The sequence below is a fragment of the Tepidanaerobacter sp. EBM-49 genome (genome assembly GCF_001896645.1).
Lineage (GTDB): Bacteria > Bacillota > Thermosediminibacteria > Thermosediminibacterales > Tepidanaerobacteraceae > Tepidanaerobacter > Tepidanaerobacter syntrophicus.
Genome location: NZ_MPPE01000022.1, coordinates 18,468 through 36,462, shown reverse-complemented (window position 1 = coordinate 36,462; position 17,995 = coordinate 18,468). Strand labels below are relative to the sequence as shown.

Below are 17,995 nucleotides of genomic sequence, written 5' to 3'. Positions count from 1 at the left end.
TGACTTTTAATCAGGGTGTCGGAGGTTCGAGTCCTCCATGACCCACCATGCGGGCATGGCGGAACTGGCAGACGCGCCAGACTTAGGATCTGGTGGATTTATCCCATGGAGGTTCAAATCCTCTTGCCCGCACCATTTTATTACATTTTAAAATTTGCGGGTTTAATACCTCGGTTTTCAAACGCCGAGGTGTTGTTTTATTAAAAATTGTTCTTGGAATGCACAATTTTTTTATGCTATAATATAGCTAATTGCACAAATGAAAGATAAAATCTTATATTTTTTTGGCGATCGCAAGGAGGAGCATAATGAAGGTTAATCTGGAAAAGATAGAAAAAAATACTGCTTACTTGAGCTTTGAAGTAGATGCAGACAAACTTGAAGAGGCAATCGAGCAAGCATATCGAAAGAATGCTAAGCGCTTTGCAGTTCCCGGTTTTAGAAAGGGAAAGGCTCCAAGAAAGCTTATCGAAAGACACTATGGCGTAGAAGTGTTTTATGAAGATGCGCTGCAAATTCTACTGCCTAAAGCTTACGAAAAAGGCATTGAGGAATACAACCTTGAGCCGGTAGACGAGCCCAAGTTCGATGTTCAGCAGATCGAAGCCGGAAAGCCGGTACTTGCTACGGCAGAAGTTGTGGTAAAGCCGGAAGCCAAGGTTAATAAATACAAAGGCCTTGAAGTAGAAAAGACTGTTTACGAAGTAACCGAGGAAGAAGTGGAAGAACGGCTCAAAATGATGCAGGAACAAAATGCACGTCTTGTGGCTGTTGAAGACAGACCGGCTCAAGATGGAGATATAGTTACTATAGACTTTAAAGGTTATATAGACAATGAGCCTTTTGAAGGCGGAAGTGCGGAAAACTATGTTCTAAAATTAGGTTCCGGTTCATTTATTAAGGGTTTTGAGGAACAAATCATCGGAATGAAGCCCGGCGAAACCAAAGACATAACCGTTACATTTCCCGAGGATTACGGCTCAAAAGAACTTGCCGGCAAAGAGGCAGTTTTTAATGTAACCTTAAAAGAAATAAAAGTAAAAGAACTTCTTCCGCTAGACGATGATTTTGCAAGTGATGTCAGCGAATTTGATACATTAGAAGAACTGAAAGAAGACATCAAAAAGAAACTTCAAGAGGATGCAAAATCCAAAGAAGAAAGATCCCTTAGAACCTCTGTTATAGATAAACTAATAGAAGAAACAGAAGTTGAGATTCCTGACGTAATGATAGACCATGAAACTGACAATATTATTTTAAGGCTTGCAATAAACTTAAGGGATACCTTCGGATATGACCTTTCCACATATCTTGAGTCTACAGGCATGAGCCTTGAAGACTTAAGAGAACGCTACAGAGATGCGGCGGTGCGCAATGTAAAAACATCTCTGATATTTGAAGAAATAAGAAAAGCAGAAAATATTACTGTAAGCGATGAAGAGTTGGAAGAGAAAATCAAGGAATTTGCTGAGTCTTCCAAGACGCCTGTGGAAGAATACAAGAAGTCGCTAACTCCTCAGGGCATAGCTCAGATAAAGGATATGATTTTAACAGATAAGATTTTCGATCTAGTTATAGAAAACGCTGTTATAACTGAAAAAGTGGAAGATAAAATAAAAAATGATATAATAGAATCAGAAGAAGTAAAAGATGAAGTAAATACTGAAGATGAAAACGCAGCAGCCGAAACTGAAAATGAAAGCATCCCGGAGAAGACGGAAGAATAAAGGAGGTTGGTTAAATTGAGTTTAGTACCTATGGTTGTTGAGCAAACAAGTCGCGGCGAAAGAGCTTACGATATCTATTCACGGCTTTTAAAAGAGAGAATTATATTCTTAGGGTCAGCAATTGATGATACAGTGGCCAGCCTTACCATAGCCCAGCTATTGTATTTGGAATCAGAAGACCCGGATAAGGATGTGCGCCTTTACATTAACAGCCCCGGCGGTTCTGTAACGGCAGGACTTGCTATTTATGATACAATGCAGTATATTAAACCTGATGTGTCTACTATCTGTATGGGACTTGCCGCCAGTATGGGAGCAGTGCTGCTTGCGGCAGGAGCCGAAGGCAAGCGCTTTGCACTGCCTAATTCAAGAATCATGATTCACCAGCCCTGGGGCGGAGTCGAAGGGAAGGCGGTTGATATAGAAACACATGCAAGGGAAATTTTGCGCTTAAGAGAATTACTAAACGAAATCCTTGCAAAACATACGAAACAGAGCATTGAAAAAATTCAAAGTGATACAGACAGAGACTATTTTATGTCGTCAAGTGAAGCTCTTGATTACGGCTTAATTGACGAGGTGATTAGTAAGAGGAGTTAAAAGCCGGAAAGGAGTGAACAGATTATGTTTAAATTTACCGATGAGAAAGGGCAGCTTAAATGCTCGTTTTGCGGCAAAACCCAAGATCAGGTAAGAAAGTTAGTAGCAGGTCCCGGTGTATATATTTGTGATGAATGCATCGAACTTTGCAATGAAATAATCGAAGAGGAATTTGGCGAGGAGACCGAGATAAACTTTACGGATGTTCCTAAACCTCATGAAATCAAAAGCATCCTGGACCAATATGTAATAGGGCAGGAGCAGGCGAAAAAGACGCTTTCCGTAGCAGTATACAACCACTATAAGAGGATAAACTATCAGAACAAGATGGATGATGTGGAACTTCAAAAAAGCAATATAGTGATGTTAGGACCTACCGGAAGCGGCAAAACCCTTCTGGCCCAGACCCTTGCAAAAATACTAAATGTGCCTTTTGCCATAGCCGATGCTACGACTCTCACAGAGGCAGGCTATGTAGGCGAAGATGTGGAAAATATCCTCTTGAAGCTGATTCAAGCAGCGGACTACGACGTAGAAAGAGCAGAAAGGGGCATCGTCTATATTGACGAGATAGATAAGATAGCGCGCAAATCCGAGAATCCCTCTATAACCCGGGATGTATCCGGAGAAGGCGTGCAGCAGGCCCTACTAAAGATATTGGAAGGTACGGTAGCCAGCGTTCCGCCTCAGGGAGGACGCAAACATCCGCACCAGGAATTTATCCAAATAGATACTACTAATATATTGTTCATATGCGGCGGTGCCTTTGAGGGTATCACCGATATTATTCAAAACAGAACAGGTAAGAAGTCCATGGGATTTGGAGCTGAGATTCACAGCAAGAAGGATATGGAGGTAGGAGAAATCCTGCAGCAGATAATGCCGGAAGACTTGCTGAAATACGGCATGATACCTGAGTTTGTAGGTAGGCTTCCCATAATTGTGACACTTTCCGCCCTTGATGAAGCTGCGCTTATAAAGATACTGACAGAACCAAAGAACGCACTTGTCAAACAGTATCAAAAACTTTTTGAAATGGATAACTCGCAGTTAGAATTTACTGACGAAGCCTTAGAAGTTATAGCAAAAGAAGCCATAAGAAGAAAAACAGGAGCAAGAGGCCTAAGAGCAATACTTGAAGAAGTTATGATGGATGTTATGTATGAACTTCCATCGAGAAGCGATATTGCAAAATGCGTCATAACTAAAGAAGTAATACTCAATAGAGATGAACCTATTATTGTTACATCAGATAGAAAAAAGGGCAAAAAGAAAGAAGTAACGGCATAAGTGAATAGAACCTAAAGGGGCGGGCAAATGCTGTCGCCCCTATTTTATTGCGAAAATTTGCCGTTTCAGTTATAATAAAATTAAAAGAATAGAGAGCAAGGGTGAGAGAGGAGATTTGCCATGATGGTCGTTTTTGACCCTGAGATAGAGCACAGGGTTATGGTCTGCGTAACACCCCAAAAAAGTTGTGAAAGATTGATAAAGCGAGGCGCTGAAAGGGCGCGTGAGTGCAACGGCCAATTCGTAGTAATATATGTAAATAAAAAACAAGCCCTCAATAAAGACTTGAAAGATCATAAGATTTTACTGGAGCTTTTTGAGCTTGCAAAAAAGCTGGGAGGCACAGTTTCCATCCTCACCGGCGAAGAAGTATATACAACACTTGCAAACTTTTCGAAAGAAAATAAAATCACACATATAATCGTGGGTAAATCCTTAGGATCTGCTTTTGATGCGCAAAAAAGCGGTGAAGTCATAAATCCGCTGCGCAGCGCTGTTGAAAAAAATGGAATTACGGTAGAAGTCGTAGACTGAGTTTTTGGCGAATATTCAGGCACACCTTGTTTATTCGCTTATTTTTTTTACATTAAAAGAGGATTTAGCAGTTCGAAGTTGAAATAATATATACTAGATTACTCGATTTTGCGACAGGAGGATATGAAATGGATGATTTTATAAAAGCTAACGAAGAGGAACTTGTAAAAGCTGTTTGCGATATCATAAAAATAAAAAGCGTAAAAGAAGAGCCAAAAGAAGGCATGCCCTTTGGAGAGGGTCCGGCAAAAGCTTTACAGTATGCCTTAGGTCTTGCGGAAAGCTTCGGCCTTGAGACTAAAAATCTTGACAACTATGCAGGATGGGCGCAGCTGGGAAGCGGAGACGAAATAGTTGGGGTACTGGTGCATCTTGACGTGGTGCCGGAGGGCAGCGGTTGGTCCTATCCCCCTTACGGCGGCGAAATATGTGATGGTAAAATATATGGAAGAGGCGCCATCGATAACAAAGGGCCTGCCATGACAGCGCTTTTTGCTTTAAAAACACTTAAAGATGCCGGAGCAATCCTTAATAAAAGGGTTCGCGTAATTTTTGGCACTGATGAAGAAAGCGATTTTGAGTGCATGAAATACTATAAAACTCATGACGAACCTATAACCATGGGATTTTCGCCAGATGCTTCCTATCCCATAATAAACGGTGAAAAAGGCATTTTAACGTTTTCTTTTGCCGCATCCCTTGAAAGCAAAGAAGAGGGTGACGGCATAAAAATACTTTCAATAAAAGGCGGAACCAGACCTAATATGGTGCCGGATTATGCAGAAGCCGTGATATTAGGCGATATAGATGAAGTCAAAAATGCTATCGATACTATAGGTAAACAAATAGGAGGAAACTTTGAGGTAGCCCAGGAAGGCGGCAAGATAATCATAAACTCCTATGGCATCTCTGCCCATGCCAGCAGACCCGAGACCGGCAAAAACGCCATTATGCTGCTTGTAAGGCTTCTTGGAAGTATGAATATATGCGGGCCAAAGGCCTCTTTTGTAAGATTTTTAGATGATAAAATAGGTCTTGACACCACAGGACGCGGTTTAGGTGTAGATTTTAAAGACGAAATCTCAGGTCCCCTTACACTAAATGTGGGCATCACTGATATAGGGGCAGAAAATGCCGCAGTCACCATAAATATTCGCTATCCCATTAAATATACCGACGACATGGTAATCAGTAAAATTAGAGAGCATACTCCGGAGCCTATACAAATTACCGATATTCACAACAAAGAGCCCCATTACGTGCCGGAAGACAACATATTAATACAAAAGCTGAAAAAGGCTTATGAGGAAGTTACCGGGGAAAAGGCCTACTGCTTTACTATAGGCGGGGGCACATATGCCAGGATGTTTGACAACTGTGTGGCATTTGGTCCCAGCTTTCCGGATGATGAGGATTTAGCACACCAGAAGGACGAATACATAAAAATAGACACATTATTTAAAAACTTACGTATTTACACATATGTGTTAAAAGAGCTTGCCGAATAAGGCGGCGGGCAGGCTCCTATGCGCAAGGAGGCATATAAAAATGAAAGTAAGGAAAGTAGACGACCCTTATATCGACCAACTTTTTGAGGCCATATTGCTTTTGGAAGACAAAGACGAATGCTACCGATTTTTTCAGGATATATGTACGGTAGGAGAACTGCAGGCCATGGCCCAGAGGCTGCAGGTTGCAATCATGCTCAAAGAAGGCCGCACATATACCGATATTGCCGAAGCCACAGGAGCCAGCACTGCCACTATAAGCCGCGTAAAGCGTTTTTTGCACTATGGTTCGGACGGCTACAATCTTGTACTCGAAAGACTTGAAAAGTCGCGTAAGCAAGAAAATTAACGTGGTCGTCACGTTTCTTTTTTATCAGGAGGTTTTCAATGAATTTTTTAGATAATTTAAATCCGCAGCAGAAAAAAGCGGTTACACATACAGGAGGACCCCTCTTGGTTCTTGCAGGAGCAGGCAGCGGTAAGACTAGAGTTCTTACTTACAGGATAGTTTATCTTGTAAATAATCTTGGCGCAGACCCCAAAAACATAATTGCTATAACCTTTACAAACAAGGCTGCTCAAGAAATGAAAGAAAGAGTAAATTCAATGCTTCCCCAAAGCGATGACATATTAATTAGCACATTTCACTCCGCTTGTGTACGGTTTTTGCGCGGGGATATCGATAAGCTGGGTTACAAAAGAAACTTTATAATTTTTGATACTCAAGACCAGCAGGCACTTATGAAACAATGCCTTAAAGCACTGAATATCGACGACAAAAAATTTCCGCCTTCCGCAGTCCTAAACTATATAGGAAGGGCAAAGGATCACCTAATGGAACCTGCAAAATGCGTAGACAAGGCAGAAAACTTTCGTGAAAGCACCATGGCAAAAATATATATGCTCTATCAAAAAAAGCTCCAGGAAAACAATGCCTTAGATTTTGACGATATCATAATGAAGACCGTAGAGCTTTTTAGGACATTTCCACAAGTACTTGATTACTACCAGAATCGATTCAAATATATCCTGGTTGATGAATACCAGGATACAAACATGGCTCAGTATGAGCTGATAAAACTAATGGCGGCAAAGCACAGAAATCTTTGTGTTGTAGGCGATGATGACCAGAGTATATACAGCTTTCGGGGAGCCGATGTTAGAAATATATTAGAATTTGAAAAAGATTTTCCAGATGCGACAGTAATAAGGCTTGAGCAAAACTACCGGTCAACCCAAACCATCCTGGATGCGGCAAACGAAGTTATAGATCACAATTACAGCAGAAAAAAGAAGAAGCTTTGGACACAAAACAACAAAGGCGAAAAAATCACCCTGGCAGAACTTGATAATGAGCTTGAAGAAGCGTATTTCATTGCTTCAAAGATCAAAGAACTGACATTTGAAAGCGGCATGAACTTTAAAGATATAGCGGTGCTTTATAGGACTAACGCTCAATCTCGAGTTTTGGAAGATGCTTTTGTGAAAACTGGTATTCCTTATAAGATAATCGGTGGATTAAAGTTCTATCAGCGAAAAGAAGTCAAGGACATCTTGGCATATGTAAGACTTGCAGCAAATCCCTCTGATGATGTAAGCCTTACAAGAATAATAAATGTCCCGAAGCGAGGAATAGGAGAGGCTACAGTTGCAAAAGTGAGAGCTGTGGCAGAAGAAAATGGAATGAGCATATTTGATGCCATAAAGAATATAGATGAGCTGCCGATTTCGGCATCTATTAAATCCAAGCTTTCTAAATTCCTTGCAATGATAGAAGACTTTATAAACACCTCAAAGGAAATGAGTATAGCAGGTCTAATGGAATATATTCTAGAGAAAACCGGCTATATGAAAGAATTAGAAAACGAAAACACGCCTGATGCAATAAGCCGTGTAGAAAACCTTCAAGAAATGATAGGCGCCGCAAGAGAGTTCGAAGAAAGAATGCCTGATGCTCATCTGGAAGATTTTCTAGCAGAGCTTGCACTGGTATCTGATGTGGATAATATGCAAGATGAAGAAAATACAGTGGTTTTAATGACACTTCACAGTGCAAAGGGATTAGAATTCCCGGTGGTATTTTTGACGGGAATGGATGAAGGCATATTTCCCCATTCAAGATCTCTTACAGAAAGCAGCCAGTTGGAAGAAGAGCGTAGGCTTTGCTATGTAGGTATTACCAGAGCAAAACAAAAGCTTTATATAACAAGGGCATGGAGCCGAAATCTCTACGGCAACACCTCCTATTACATGGCATCAAGGTTTTTAAAGGAAATTTCACCGGAGTATTTAGATACCGGTGAAAGCAAAGAAGAAGAGAGCAAACCTGCCAAATCTTATTTTAAATCTGGCGAAGTTTACGAAAAGCCCAAGCCTGTGGGAACCTTAAAACCGGGCGATAAGGTAAAGCATGCAAAATGGGGAGAAGGCGTAGTTGTTGATATAGAAGGCATGGATGAGGATGCAGAGGTTTTCATTAATTTTCCTGATATAGGCGAAAAGCACCTTATTTTAAAGTATGCGCCGATAACCAAGGCATAAATCGGAAAAAGGAAGGGTGAATCTTTTGGACATAAAAGAGGCCGAAAAACGGATAAAGGAACTGAGAGAGCAAATCAACTACCACAACTACCGCTATTATGTGCTGGACAGTCCTGAAATTACCGATGCCGAATATGATAAACTCATGAGAGAGCTAATTGCCTTAGAAAAAAAGTTTCCTGAACTTATAACTCCTGACTCACCTTCTCAGCGAGTAGGCGGCGAGCCCCTGCCTTATTTTGAACGTGTAACTCACAGGGAGCCCATGATAAGCCTTGCCGATGCTTTTGACGAAGGAGAGCTTCGGGATTTTCACAGGCGGGTTACGGAAACAGTAGGCGATAATGTAGAATATGTAGTTGAACTTAAAATTGACGGCCTTGCAATTTCCCTTACCTACGAAAATGGCCTTCTTGCAACGGCAGCCACCAGGGGAGACGGCGTAGTAGGTGAAAATGTAACTCAAAATGTAAAGACAATAAAAAGCGTGCCTCTTCGGCTTCGAGTGCCGCCGGAGAAGACACCTGCCATAATAGAGGTTCGAGGCGAAGTTTATCTTTCAAAAGAAGGCTTTAAAAAGCTTAACGAGGAAAGAGAGGAAGCAGGACTTGCACCCTTTGCAAACCCCCGCAATGCGGCAGCAGGTTCCATACGGCAGCTTGACCCGAAAATTACTGCTCAAAGACCCCTTTCCACCTTTATGTACGCCCTGGGATATGCAGAGGGAATAGAATTTACCACACATCTTGAGGTATTGGAATATTATAAGGAGTGCGGTTTTAGAGTAAATGAACATATAAGGCTTTTTAATAATTTTGATGATGTAGTAAACTACTGTATGAGCTGGCAGGAAAAGCGGCATTCACTGCCCTATGAAATAGATGGTATGGTGATCAAGGTAAATTCCTTAGAATTCCAAAGGATACTTGGATCTACCGCCAAAACACCCCGTTGGGCCATAGCCTATAAATTTCCAGCGGAACAAAAGGAATCTGTAATCAAGGATATCATTGTAACAGTTGGAAGAACGGGAGTTCTAACACCTAACGCAGTGCTGACTCCTGTGCGGATAGCAGGCTCTACCGTCAGCAAAGCTACATTGCACAATGAAGACTATATAAAGGAAAAAGATATACGGATAGGCGATCATGTCATAGTTCAAAAGGCAGGAGATATTATTCCGGAGGTCGTGGCAGTAATTAAAGAAAAGCGAACAGGAAATGAAAAGGAATTTAAAATGCCGACACATTGCCCGGAGTGTGGAGCTGAAGTTATAAGGCTGCCGGATGAAGTTGCCTATAGGTGTACCGGTGTTGCCTGTCCTGCCCAGATACGCCGGCGAATTATACATTTTGCATCAAGGGATGCCATGGATATCCGAGGACTGGGGCCTGCCATTGTTTCACTTCTTCTTTCTGCAAATCTCATAAAAGACCCCTCTGATTTATATTTTCTAAAGAAAGAAGATTTGGTTTCTCTGGAGCGAATGGGCGAAAAATCCGCAAGCAATCTTATTGAAGCGATTCAAAACAGTAAAAAGCAGCCCTTGAACCGGCTTATATACGCACTGGGTATACCCCTTATCGGCTCAAAAGCAAGCCTTACACTGGCACAGGAATTTAAAACGATGGACAGACTTCAAAATGCCACGCACGAAGAGCTGACACAAATTCCTGAAATCGGGGACAAAATGGCTCAGAGTATAATTGCTTTTTTTGCGCAAGAGCAGACAAAGCGAATGATACAGCGGCTAAAAGAGGCCGGTGTAAATATGACGTATGAACAAAAAGCCGGTCCAAAGCCTCTTGGAAACCTTACATTTGTCTTAACCGGAGCCCTTGAAAAATACAGCCGCGCCGAAGCCCAGGCACTTATTGAAAGTCTTGGAGGCAATGTGACAAGCAGTGTCAGCAAAAAAACAGATTATGTAGTAGTTGGAAAAGACCCCGGATCAAAATATACCAAAGCATTGGAACTAGGAGTTAAAATATTAAATGAAGAGCAATTTGAAGAATTAATTTCAAAGGCTAAATAAAAATTGCGGGAGGGCGAAGCTATGAAAGAAACAGAACTTAAAGAAGAAGTTGTCCGCACTGCCAAGAAAGCGGAAGAAATCGGTTTGTTCAAACATAAATCCGGCAATGTCAGTGCGATTGACAGGGAAAAAGGAGTAGTCTACATAACTCCTTCAGGGATATCAAGGCAGGAGCTCAGAAGCGATATGATTGCAGCAGTAGATTTGGATGGGAATATAATCGATGCCCCTTATAAGCCGTCTATCGAAACTCAAATGCATGTTAGGGCATACAAGATTAAAGAAAAGGCATCGGGAATCGTCCATTCTCATTCCCGGTACGCCACACTTTTTGCCTGCATGCCAAAAGAAATTCTGCCTGTTACTGTTGAAGCGATTCACTACGGCGGAAATATAGTAGAAGTAGCGGAGTATGCCCCACCGGGCACTTGCGATCTTGCTGAGTGCATGGAAGATGTTATGAAGGATTCTGATGTGTGCCTTTTAAAATACCACGGGGTATTAGCCGTAGGCCAAACCCTGGAAAAAGCTTTACTCAATGCCATGTATGTGGAAGAAGTTGCGTTTTTATATTATCATATGCTGGCACTTGGACAAACAGAGTTCATGCCAATAAATCTACTGGAAAACCTTAAAAATGGCTAGGCACAATACCAAGTAGTTCACTTAAAACATTAAGACCTTATACAGTCAGCTCGAAAAAAGCGACTGCATAAGGTCTTTTGTTTTATAATACTATATTCAAATGGTAGGTTTTGTGGTATATAATGTTGAATAGAGATATTGAAAAATTAGGTAAAGCAGGTGTGACATGCAACAACAAAATCTTCAAATAATTTGGTACAAAAATTGCATAAAATGTGTTAAGAGAGAAGAAATTCGAAAGGTGGTGAATTTGTGGAGGATAAACTTAGAAAACTTATTGAATCGGAAGACAAGAAAAACCCCTATACTGATGAACAGTTGGCCGATATGCTTAGTATGCGAAGAGATGCGGTAACTACGCTGCGAAGCGAACTTAATATTCCGGATTCTAGGGAACGGCGCAAGCCTTATCTGGTGCGGGAGATAAAGGAGATACTATTAAAAAACAAAGATATATCCAACCGGCAGCTTACCAAAATCATTCAAGAACGAGGTTTTGAAGTATCAAGATTTCTTGTGTCTTCTACAAGAGAAGAAATTGAAAAAGAATCGGGTGATTTTGACAGGAAAGAAGAAATGAAGGAACAAGGTCAGGAGGAAAATTTTCAGAATACGCAAAAATCGCGATATCCTGAAGAATCAACAGCCTTTAAAAACATAGTGGGTTCTGAAGGCAGCTTAAAACCCCAGATTCAGCAGGCTAAGGCCGCAATTCTCTATCCGCCCCATGGGCTTCATACATTAATTTTAGGACCCAGCGGAGTAGGGAAAAGCAACTTGGCAGAGGCTATGTATGATTATGCGGTGGAGGTAGGCGTTCTTCCTGACGGTGCACCTTTTATCATTTTCAACTGCGCAGATTATGCGGAGAACCCCCAGCTTCTCTTATCCCAACTTTTCGGCCATGCGAAAGGCGCATATACCGGGGCGGTAGGTCCGAAGGAGGGTTTAGTGGAAAAAGCCGATGGTGGTATTTTGTTTTTGGATGAGGTCCACCGTCTTCCCCCTGAAGGCCAGGAGCTTCTTTATTACCTTATGGATAAAGGAAAATTTAGGCGGATGGGCGAAACTGAAGTTGAACGAAGCGCAAATGTGCTGATAATTGCAGCAACTACCGAAGATATTGAATCTGCTCTGCTTTTGACTTTTAGGCGAAGAATACCGATGATTATTGAACTTCCGCCGCTTTCGGAAAGATCTCTTGATGAAAGATACGAGATTATCAGAAATTTTTTTAGCCAGGAAGCAAACAGGATAGATGTTAGGATAAAGGTGACCCAAGAAGCACTGAGAGCTTTACTTCTATACGATTGCCCGGGAAATATCGGGCAGCTTAGAAGCGATATCCAGGTGGCATGCGCCAGAAGTTTTTTGACATATGTAGGCGACCAAAAAGACTATTTAAAAGTTGATTTAATTGATTTGCCGGCACATGTTCGAAGAGGACTCCTGAAAATAGAAAGCCGAAAGCCTGAAGTGGAGAGCTTTTTAAGAGGGGATTTACTGGTAGTGCCGGGCAAGATCGATATTAAGGCAGGGCCTAAAGACAATCTATATGAATTACCCCGCGAAATCTACCAATACATCGAGGAAAGATTTCAGGAACTTGAAAAGCAAGGTTTAAAACAGGATGTAATAAACAGGGTAATTGGCGGGGAGCTTGAGATAAAATTTCAGCAATTAATAAGACAGGTTGAAACCAGCCATCAAACCCTTGCAAAGCAGGATTTGGTAGGAATAGTCGGACAAAAAGTAGTAGATATGGCTGAGGAAATTACAAAAATTGCGGAAAAACGATTAGGCAAAGCTGATGAGCATTTGTTTTACTGTTTGGCTATTCATTTAAGCGCAACTCTTGAAAGAATTGAGATGGGAAAACCCATTGTAAATCCACAGCTTGAGAAAATTAGGAATGAATACAAACTGGAATACAGCATAGCCGAAGAAATGGTAAAGCGTGTAGAGATATTATCAGGATACAAACTGCCGCCTGACGAAATCGGATTTGTAGCAATGTATATCAGGACTGTTACAAAGCCTATGGATATGAAGAGAGGACGGGTAGGCGTGGTAGTTTTATCCCATGGCAGGGTGGCCCAAGGAATGGCTGATGTTGCCAACCGGCTTTTAGGTGTAAATCACGCAGTAGGTATAGAGATGTCTCTTGATGAAAAGCCTGAGTCAGCACTTGAGAGAACTATTGAAACGGTGAAAAAGGCGGATGAAGGAAAAGGCGTGCTTTTGCTGGTAGACATGGGATCTTTGATAACATTTGGAGAAATAATCACTAAAAGAACCGGAATTCCCACAAAAACAGTGGGTAGAGTGGATACAGTAATGGTTTTAGAGGCAACGCGCAGAGCGATTCTACCGGATGCTCAGCTGGACGAAATTGTTGAAATAATCGATAAAGACAAGACGGGGCTGGGGAGATTTGTGCCGCAAGATTCAGAGCCAAAAGAAAAAAGAGCTATTATAACGTTATGTATAACGGGAGAGGGAACTGCGGTAAGGATAAAAAGACTTATAGAAAAAATGCTGCCGGGTATTGAGGAAAAAGCGGAAATCATCCCTGTTGGCATAGCGGGAGATGAGGATGTTTTGGAGAAGATCAAAAAATTAAAATCAGAATATGATGTGGCTGCAATTGCTGGAAGCATAAACCCTCATGATAATTCAATACCGTTTATTTCGCTGGAAGAAATAGTGGATGGCAGTGCCGCGAAAAAATTACAAAATATTATTGGAGGCAATTTGCCGCTAAAAAATATACCGGCCGATGTTAAAATCCATTCTCCCCTTGCAGATGTTATACGCGAGGAACTTATTTTGGTGGAACCTGATTACAGCAGCAAGAATGAAGTTTTAGATGGCCTTGCTGATCTTCTCACAAAAGGCGGATATGTTAAAGATGGATTTCTCCTGGACATATACAAAAGGGAAATCATGGGACCGACCCTTATAGAAGGAAAATACGCCATTCCCCACGGAAACCCTGAAAACGTCATAAAGCCTGCCATAGCTATAGCAATATTAAAGGATCCTATAGATTGGTGGGAGAAAAATGCGGTAGATTTAGTTTTCATGCTGGCAGTAAATGAGGAGTCAAAGGAAATGGTTTTAGAGCTTTATGATTTATTCAAAAACCCCGACTTCATCGCAAAGCTAAGAAATTCAAAGACTCCAGCGGATGTAAAAGGCATAATGCTAGAACTTCTCCTATAAAAAACATAAACTTCCAAAATGTTGGCACGGAACTTGCGAGAATAGAAACCAGAAGTCCAATTGAAATTTCAGATTAAATATAATATAAGATTTATACGAGAACAAGAAATAGGAGGAAAATTATGCAGGAAGTAAAATTAATCGATCCATCGCTTATTATGCTAAACGTTGAAGCAACTGAAAAAGAAGAAGTAATAACATTAATGGCAAAAAAGCTTATTTCAGAAGGATATGTAAAAAGCAGTTATTTAAACGCTATTTTGCAAAGAGAAAAAGAATACCCCACAGGACTGCCAACTAATGGAGTAGGCGTAGCTATTCCACATACCGATATAGAACATGTAATAAAACCAGGAATTGCAGTTGCGACCTTAAAGAAGCCGGTAAGATTTAATGTAATGGGAAATCCAGACGAAGAAGTTGATGTAAAGCTTATTTTTATGCTAGCAATTACTGATCCAAACACCCAAATTAATTTACTTAAAAAATTAGTAGATATTTTTCAAAAAAAACGATTTTTGATTAAACTAATAAGCATTGAAAATAAAGAAGAATTTGCCAAAGAATTGAATTCTGCAATTAGTAATGCAACAGATGAGTTAAATAATAATATAAATTCTATATAGAGGTGGACTTATGAAAAGTAAAAAGATAGTAATTGCGTGTGGCACAGGGATAGCTACATCTACAGTAGTTGCTGAAAAAGTTGAAGAGGCATGTAGAAAGGAGGGAATTAAGGCAGATATATCGCAATGTAAAGTTACAGAATTAAACAGTTATTCTAATGGAGCAGATCTTATAATATCAACAACATTTGTAAGCGGTAATTATGATGTTCCTGTCATTAGTGGTTTGCCTTTTATAACAGGGGTAGGAGAAGAAGAAACTATAAAAAAAATTATAGACGAACTAAAAAAGTAAAAACACCTAAACCTAGACATGTTATTAATTGCAAAATATACAAATTAATTAGAAATGAAGGGAGAGTGTAAATTTGTCTATTATAAATGCAATATTAGATTTAGGCGCTGTTGTTATGCTACCGATATTAATTTTTATATTAAGCTTAATTTTTGGAGAAAAGCCAGGAAGGGCTTTGAGATCAGGCATCATAATCGGAATAGGTTTTATAGGCATAAATCTGGTAATTGGTTTACTGTCTAATAATCTTGGTCCTGCCGCTGAAGCATTAGTAAAGAACAGTGGACTTAAGTTAGATGTTATCGACGTGGGTTGGCCTGCTGCTGCGGCAATTGCTTTCGCATCAAAGGTTGGTGCATTTGTTATACCTATAGGACTTGTAGTCAATGTAATTATGTTAGTAACGAGAACTACAAAAACTGTTAATGTGGACTTGTGGAACTATTGGCATTTCGCATTTACCGGGGCTTTAGTTTCAGCAGCTACAAATAACTTAACACTCGGCATGATTGCAGCCGCTATAAATGCTGCTATAGTCTTGAAACTTGCAGATTGGACAGCGCCCATAGTCCAAGAATTTTACGGTTTACCAGGTATTTCATTGCCTCATGGATTTTCACTGGCATATGTTCCTGTTGCAATACCATTAAATAAAATTTTTGATAAAATCCCAGGTATTAATAAAATAGATATAAATCCAGATAGTATAAGTAAAAGATTTGGTGTGCTTGGCGAACCTATGATGGTTGGCCTGATTTTGGGAATTGTCTTAGGCCTAATCGCGAAATATGATATCAAGGATTCTTTAAATCTTGGCATGTCAATGGCAGGAGTTATGTTTTTGATGCCTAGAATGGTTCGCATACTTATGGAAGGTCTGATACCGGTATCTGAAGCAGCAAAGAAGTTTATGCAGAAAAGATTTGCAGGAAACGAATTCTATATAGGTTTGGATTCGGCTGTGGCTATAGGACATCCCGCAGCTATCGCAACGGCTCTAATATTAGTTCCGGTTACTATTTTATTAGCTTTAGTGGTCCCTGGAAACAGGGTTCTACCCTTCGGAGATCTTGCTACAATACCTTTTATGGTAGCTATGATAGCCCCAATATGCAGAGGCAATGTTTTTAGATCTGTTATAATCGGGACGTTAGTAATAGCTGTAGGATTATTGATAGCCACAAACGTATCTCCTCTCCATACTCAAGCAGCGATTGATGCAGCCTTCCAGTTCCCGGAAGGGGCGACTACAATTTCGAGTATATGTGATGGGGCTAACCCGCTAACATGGATTATTCTTAAAGTTATGCAATTATTTGGCTAGCCTTCGCTGATCTTAATCAACTATATGCAAATAAGGTCTTTAGTTAACTAAAGACCTTATTTGCATATAGTTGATTAATGTCTACAAAAAACTTATACTTAAATACTTTGGAAAACTAACATTTACAAGAATAACTTTATATTGATAAAGTACCGGATAAAACAAACGAATTTATTGATAAATGTTAGACAATTATTGACAAACCAAAAAATCTAAGTTAAACTACAATTGAACAAAAGATTATTATATGAACAAATGTTCAAAGCGGAGAGATAAAAATGGCGAGCAATGACAAGAGAATCCTGACAAAGGTAGCTCACATGTACTATGATGAGAGTATGACACAGCAAGAAATTGCGAATAAGTTAGGGATTTCACGTCCTTCTGTATCAAGATTGCTCAAAAGGGCAAGAGATGAAGGTATTGTAGAAATAAAAATTCGCTATGAAGGAAGTTATGCAAAGCTGGAAAATATATTGGAAAAAACTTTTGGGCTGCGGGAGGTTATAGTTACTCCGCCTGAAGAAGGAGAGGGGCTAAAGCACAGGTTAGCTGAGGCTACTGCAGAATACTTAGAAAGGACAATAAAAGAAGGGGATATTGTCGGTGTTTCGTGGGGTACTACGCTTGTTCATATTCCTAAATACATTAATACTAAAGTAAAAAATGTAACATTTGTGCCTCTAGTGGGCGGAGCAGGACAGACAAAATTAGATATACATTCAAATGCAATTGTTATAAATTTTGCCAGGGCTTTTGGAGGAAAAGGACGCCTTTTACATGCTCCGGTTACCGTCAGCAGCATTGAAGTAAGGGAATCTTTAGTATCTGACAGAAGTATAAAGCAAATTTTAGACCTTGCCGCAAAATCTACTATTGCAGTAGTAGGTATCGGTTCACCGACGGACCCGGAGTCAACCATAAGGCAAACCGGCTACTATAGTGAATCGGAGTTAAATCATCTGAAAGAGGCAGGGGCTGTATGCGATATTTCTTGGATATTCTTAGATAAAGAAGGAAATTTATGCCCAATAGAACTCAACGAACGAGTAATAGGAATATCTATAGAAGACCTAGATAAAATACCGACTGTGGTTGGAGTGGCAGGCGGAAAAGCAAAGCATGAAGCCGTCTTGGCAGCTGTTAAAGGACGCCACCTTGATATACTTGTTACAGATGAAGAAACTGCCGAATTTTTATTAAAAAATTCTGAGAGGATAGAAGTTTATGGGATTTGAAATAGCCATTGTCGTTTTTGCGCTTTGGATTGTGCAAGGAATTTTATCTTACTTTCAAATAAAAAACTTCAACGGCAAACTTGCAAAGTTTAAAAATTATCATAAATATGGCATTGGCCAGGTCAAAGGTTGGCTTGGGAAAGGCGCAATCGCTATTTTAGGGATCGATTCATACAACAATATTGTTGATGCAGAAATAATGTCAGGCATAAGCGTATTTGCAAGATTTCGGTCACTAGATCTTTTAAAAGGCAAGAATATACAAGAGATAGATTCAATACTTGACGGAATAGACAAACCTGTGAAAACCGCTATATTAAAAGCCGCAGAATCGGCGCAGCAGGTAAAAAAGTCGGAGAAGGAGGTTGAAAGCTCCATGTAATTATTAAATTATTTTTTTTATTAAT

15 protein-coding genes and 1 tRNA gene are annotated in these 17,995 nt (G+C 40.2%); all 16 read left to right on the top strand.

What is annotated here, in order from left to right; translation table 11 throughout:
• Positions 1 to 49 precede the first annotated feature (49 nt).
• The 16 genes from BUE08_RS03280 (at position 50) to BUE08_RS03205 (ending at position 17,970) form a co-directional block, all read left to right on the top strand.
• A tRNA-Leu gene (locus BUE08_RS03280) sits at positions 50 to 135 on the top strand.
• Positions 136 to 308: 173 nt separating this feature from the next.
• Positions 309 to 1,727: a trigger factor gene (gene tig / locus BUE08_RS03275; protein WP_213997505.1), complete on the top strand. Its 1,419-nt coding sequence runs from the start codon at positions 309 to 311 to the stop codon at positions 1,725 to 1,727.
• A 15-nt stretch (positions 1,728 to 1,742) separates the two neighbouring features.
• Positions 1,743 to 2,327 carry an ATP-dependent Clp endopeptidase proteolytic subunit ClpP gene (clpP, locus tag BUE08_RS03270; RefSeq protein ID WP_083497612.1) on the top strand — a complete coding sequence of 195 codons (585 nt, stop codon included), beginning with the start codon at positions 1,743 to 1,745 and terminating at the stop codon, positions 2,325 to 2,327.
• A gap of 24 nt (positions 2,328 to 2,351) precedes the next feature.
• The gene (gene clpX, locus BUE08_RS03265) at positions 2,352 to 3,617 is read left to right on the top strand and encodes an ATP-dependent Clp protease ATP-binding subunit ClpX (protein WP_213951564.1); all 1,266 of its coding nucleotides are present in this window, start codon (positions 2,352 to 2,354) and stop codon (positions 3,615 to 3,617) included.
• 120 nt (positions 3,618 to 3,737) lie between these two features.
• Positions 3,738 to 4,151 (top strand): adenine nucleotide alpha hydrolase family protein, encoded by a 414-nt coding sequence (locus BUE08_RS03260; protein WP_059031579.1) that lies wholly within the window; start codon positions 3,738 to 3,740, stop codon positions 4,149 to 4,151.
• A gap of 128 nt (positions 4,152 to 4,279) precedes the next feature.
• Positions 4,280 to 5,659 carry a dipeptidase PepV gene (gene pepV / locus BUE08_RS03255; RefSeq protein ID WP_286680373.1) on the top strand — a complete coding sequence of 460 codons (1,380 nt, stop codon included), beginning with the start codon at positions 4,280 to 4,282 and terminating at the stop codon, positions 5,657 to 5,659.
• A gap of 40 nt (positions 5,660 to 5,699) precedes the next feature.
• Entirely contained in the window at positions 5,700 to 6,008 is a 309-nt protein-coding gene (locus BUE08_RS03250; protein WP_059031577.1) for a YerC/YecD family TrpR-related protein, read from the top strand.
• Positions 6,009 to 6,046: 38 nt separating this feature from the next.
• Positions 6,047 to 8,200, top strand: a complete 2,154-nt coding sequence (pcrA, locus tag BUE08_RS03245; RefSeq protein WP_286680372.1) for a DNA helicase PcrA — start codon at positions 6,047 to 6,049, stop codon at positions 8,198 to 8,200.
• A gap of 25 nt (positions 8,201 to 8,225) precedes the next feature.
• Entirely contained in the window at positions 8,226 to 10,235 is a 2,010-nt protein-coding gene (gene ligA / locus BUE08_RS03240) for an NAD-dependent DNA ligase LigA (protein WP_353682077.1), read from the top strand.
• A 21-nt stretch (positions 10,236 to 10,256) separates the two neighbouring features.
• Positions 10,257 to 10,880, top strand: a complete 624-nt coding sequence (locus BUE08_RS03235; protein ID WP_286680370.1) for a class II aldolase/adducin family protein — start codon at positions 10,257 to 10,259, stop codon at positions 10,878 to 10,880.
• Between the two features lie 252 nt (positions 10,881 to 11,132).
• Positions 11,133 to 14,105 carry a sigma 54-interacting transcriptional regulator gene (locus BUE08_RS03230; protein ID WP_286680369.1) on the top strand — a complete coding sequence of 991 codons (2,973 nt, stop codon included), beginning with the start codon at positions 11,133 to 11,135 and terminating at the stop codon, positions 14,103 to 14,105.
• Positions 14,106 to 14,227: 122 nt separating this feature from the next.
• Positions 14,228 to 14,731 (top strand): PTS sugar transporter subunit IIA, encoded by a 504-nt coding sequence (locus BUE08_RS03225; protein WP_286680368.1) that lies wholly within the window; start codon positions 14,228 to 14,230, stop codon positions 14,729 to 14,731.
• 10 nt (positions 14,732 to 14,741) lie between these two features.
• On the top strand, positions 14,742 to 15,026 hold the full coding sequence (locus tag BUE08_RS03220; RefSeq protein ID WP_059031571.1) for a PTS sugar transporter subunit IIB: 285 nt from the start codon (positions 14,742 to 14,744) through the stop codon (positions 15,024 to 15,026).
• Between the two features lie 73 nt (positions 15,027 to 15,099).
• The gene (locus BUE08_RS03215) at positions 15,100 to 16,350 is read left to right on the top strand and encodes a PTS galactitol transporter subunit IIC (RefSeq protein WP_059031570.1); all 1,251 of its coding nucleotides are present in this window, start codon (positions 15,100 to 15,102) and stop codon (positions 16,348 to 16,350) included.
• Positions 16,351 to 16,628: 278 nt separating this feature from the next.
• On the top strand, positions 16,629 to 17,588 hold the full coding sequence (locus tag BUE08_RS03210; RefSeq protein ID WP_286680367.1) for a sugar-binding transcriptional regulator: 960 nt from the start codon (positions 16,629 to 16,631) through the stop codon (positions 17,586 to 17,588).
• Positions 17,578 to 17,970: a transcriptional regulator GutM gene (locus BUE08_RS03205; protein WP_286680366.1), complete on the top strand. Its 393-nt coding sequence runs from the start codon at positions 17,578 to 17,580 to the stop codon at positions 17,968 to 17,970. The genes BUE08_RS03210 and BUE08_RS03205 overlap by 11 nt, the downstream gene beginning before the upstream one ends.
• Positions 17,971 to 17,995: the final 25 nt, after the last annotated feature.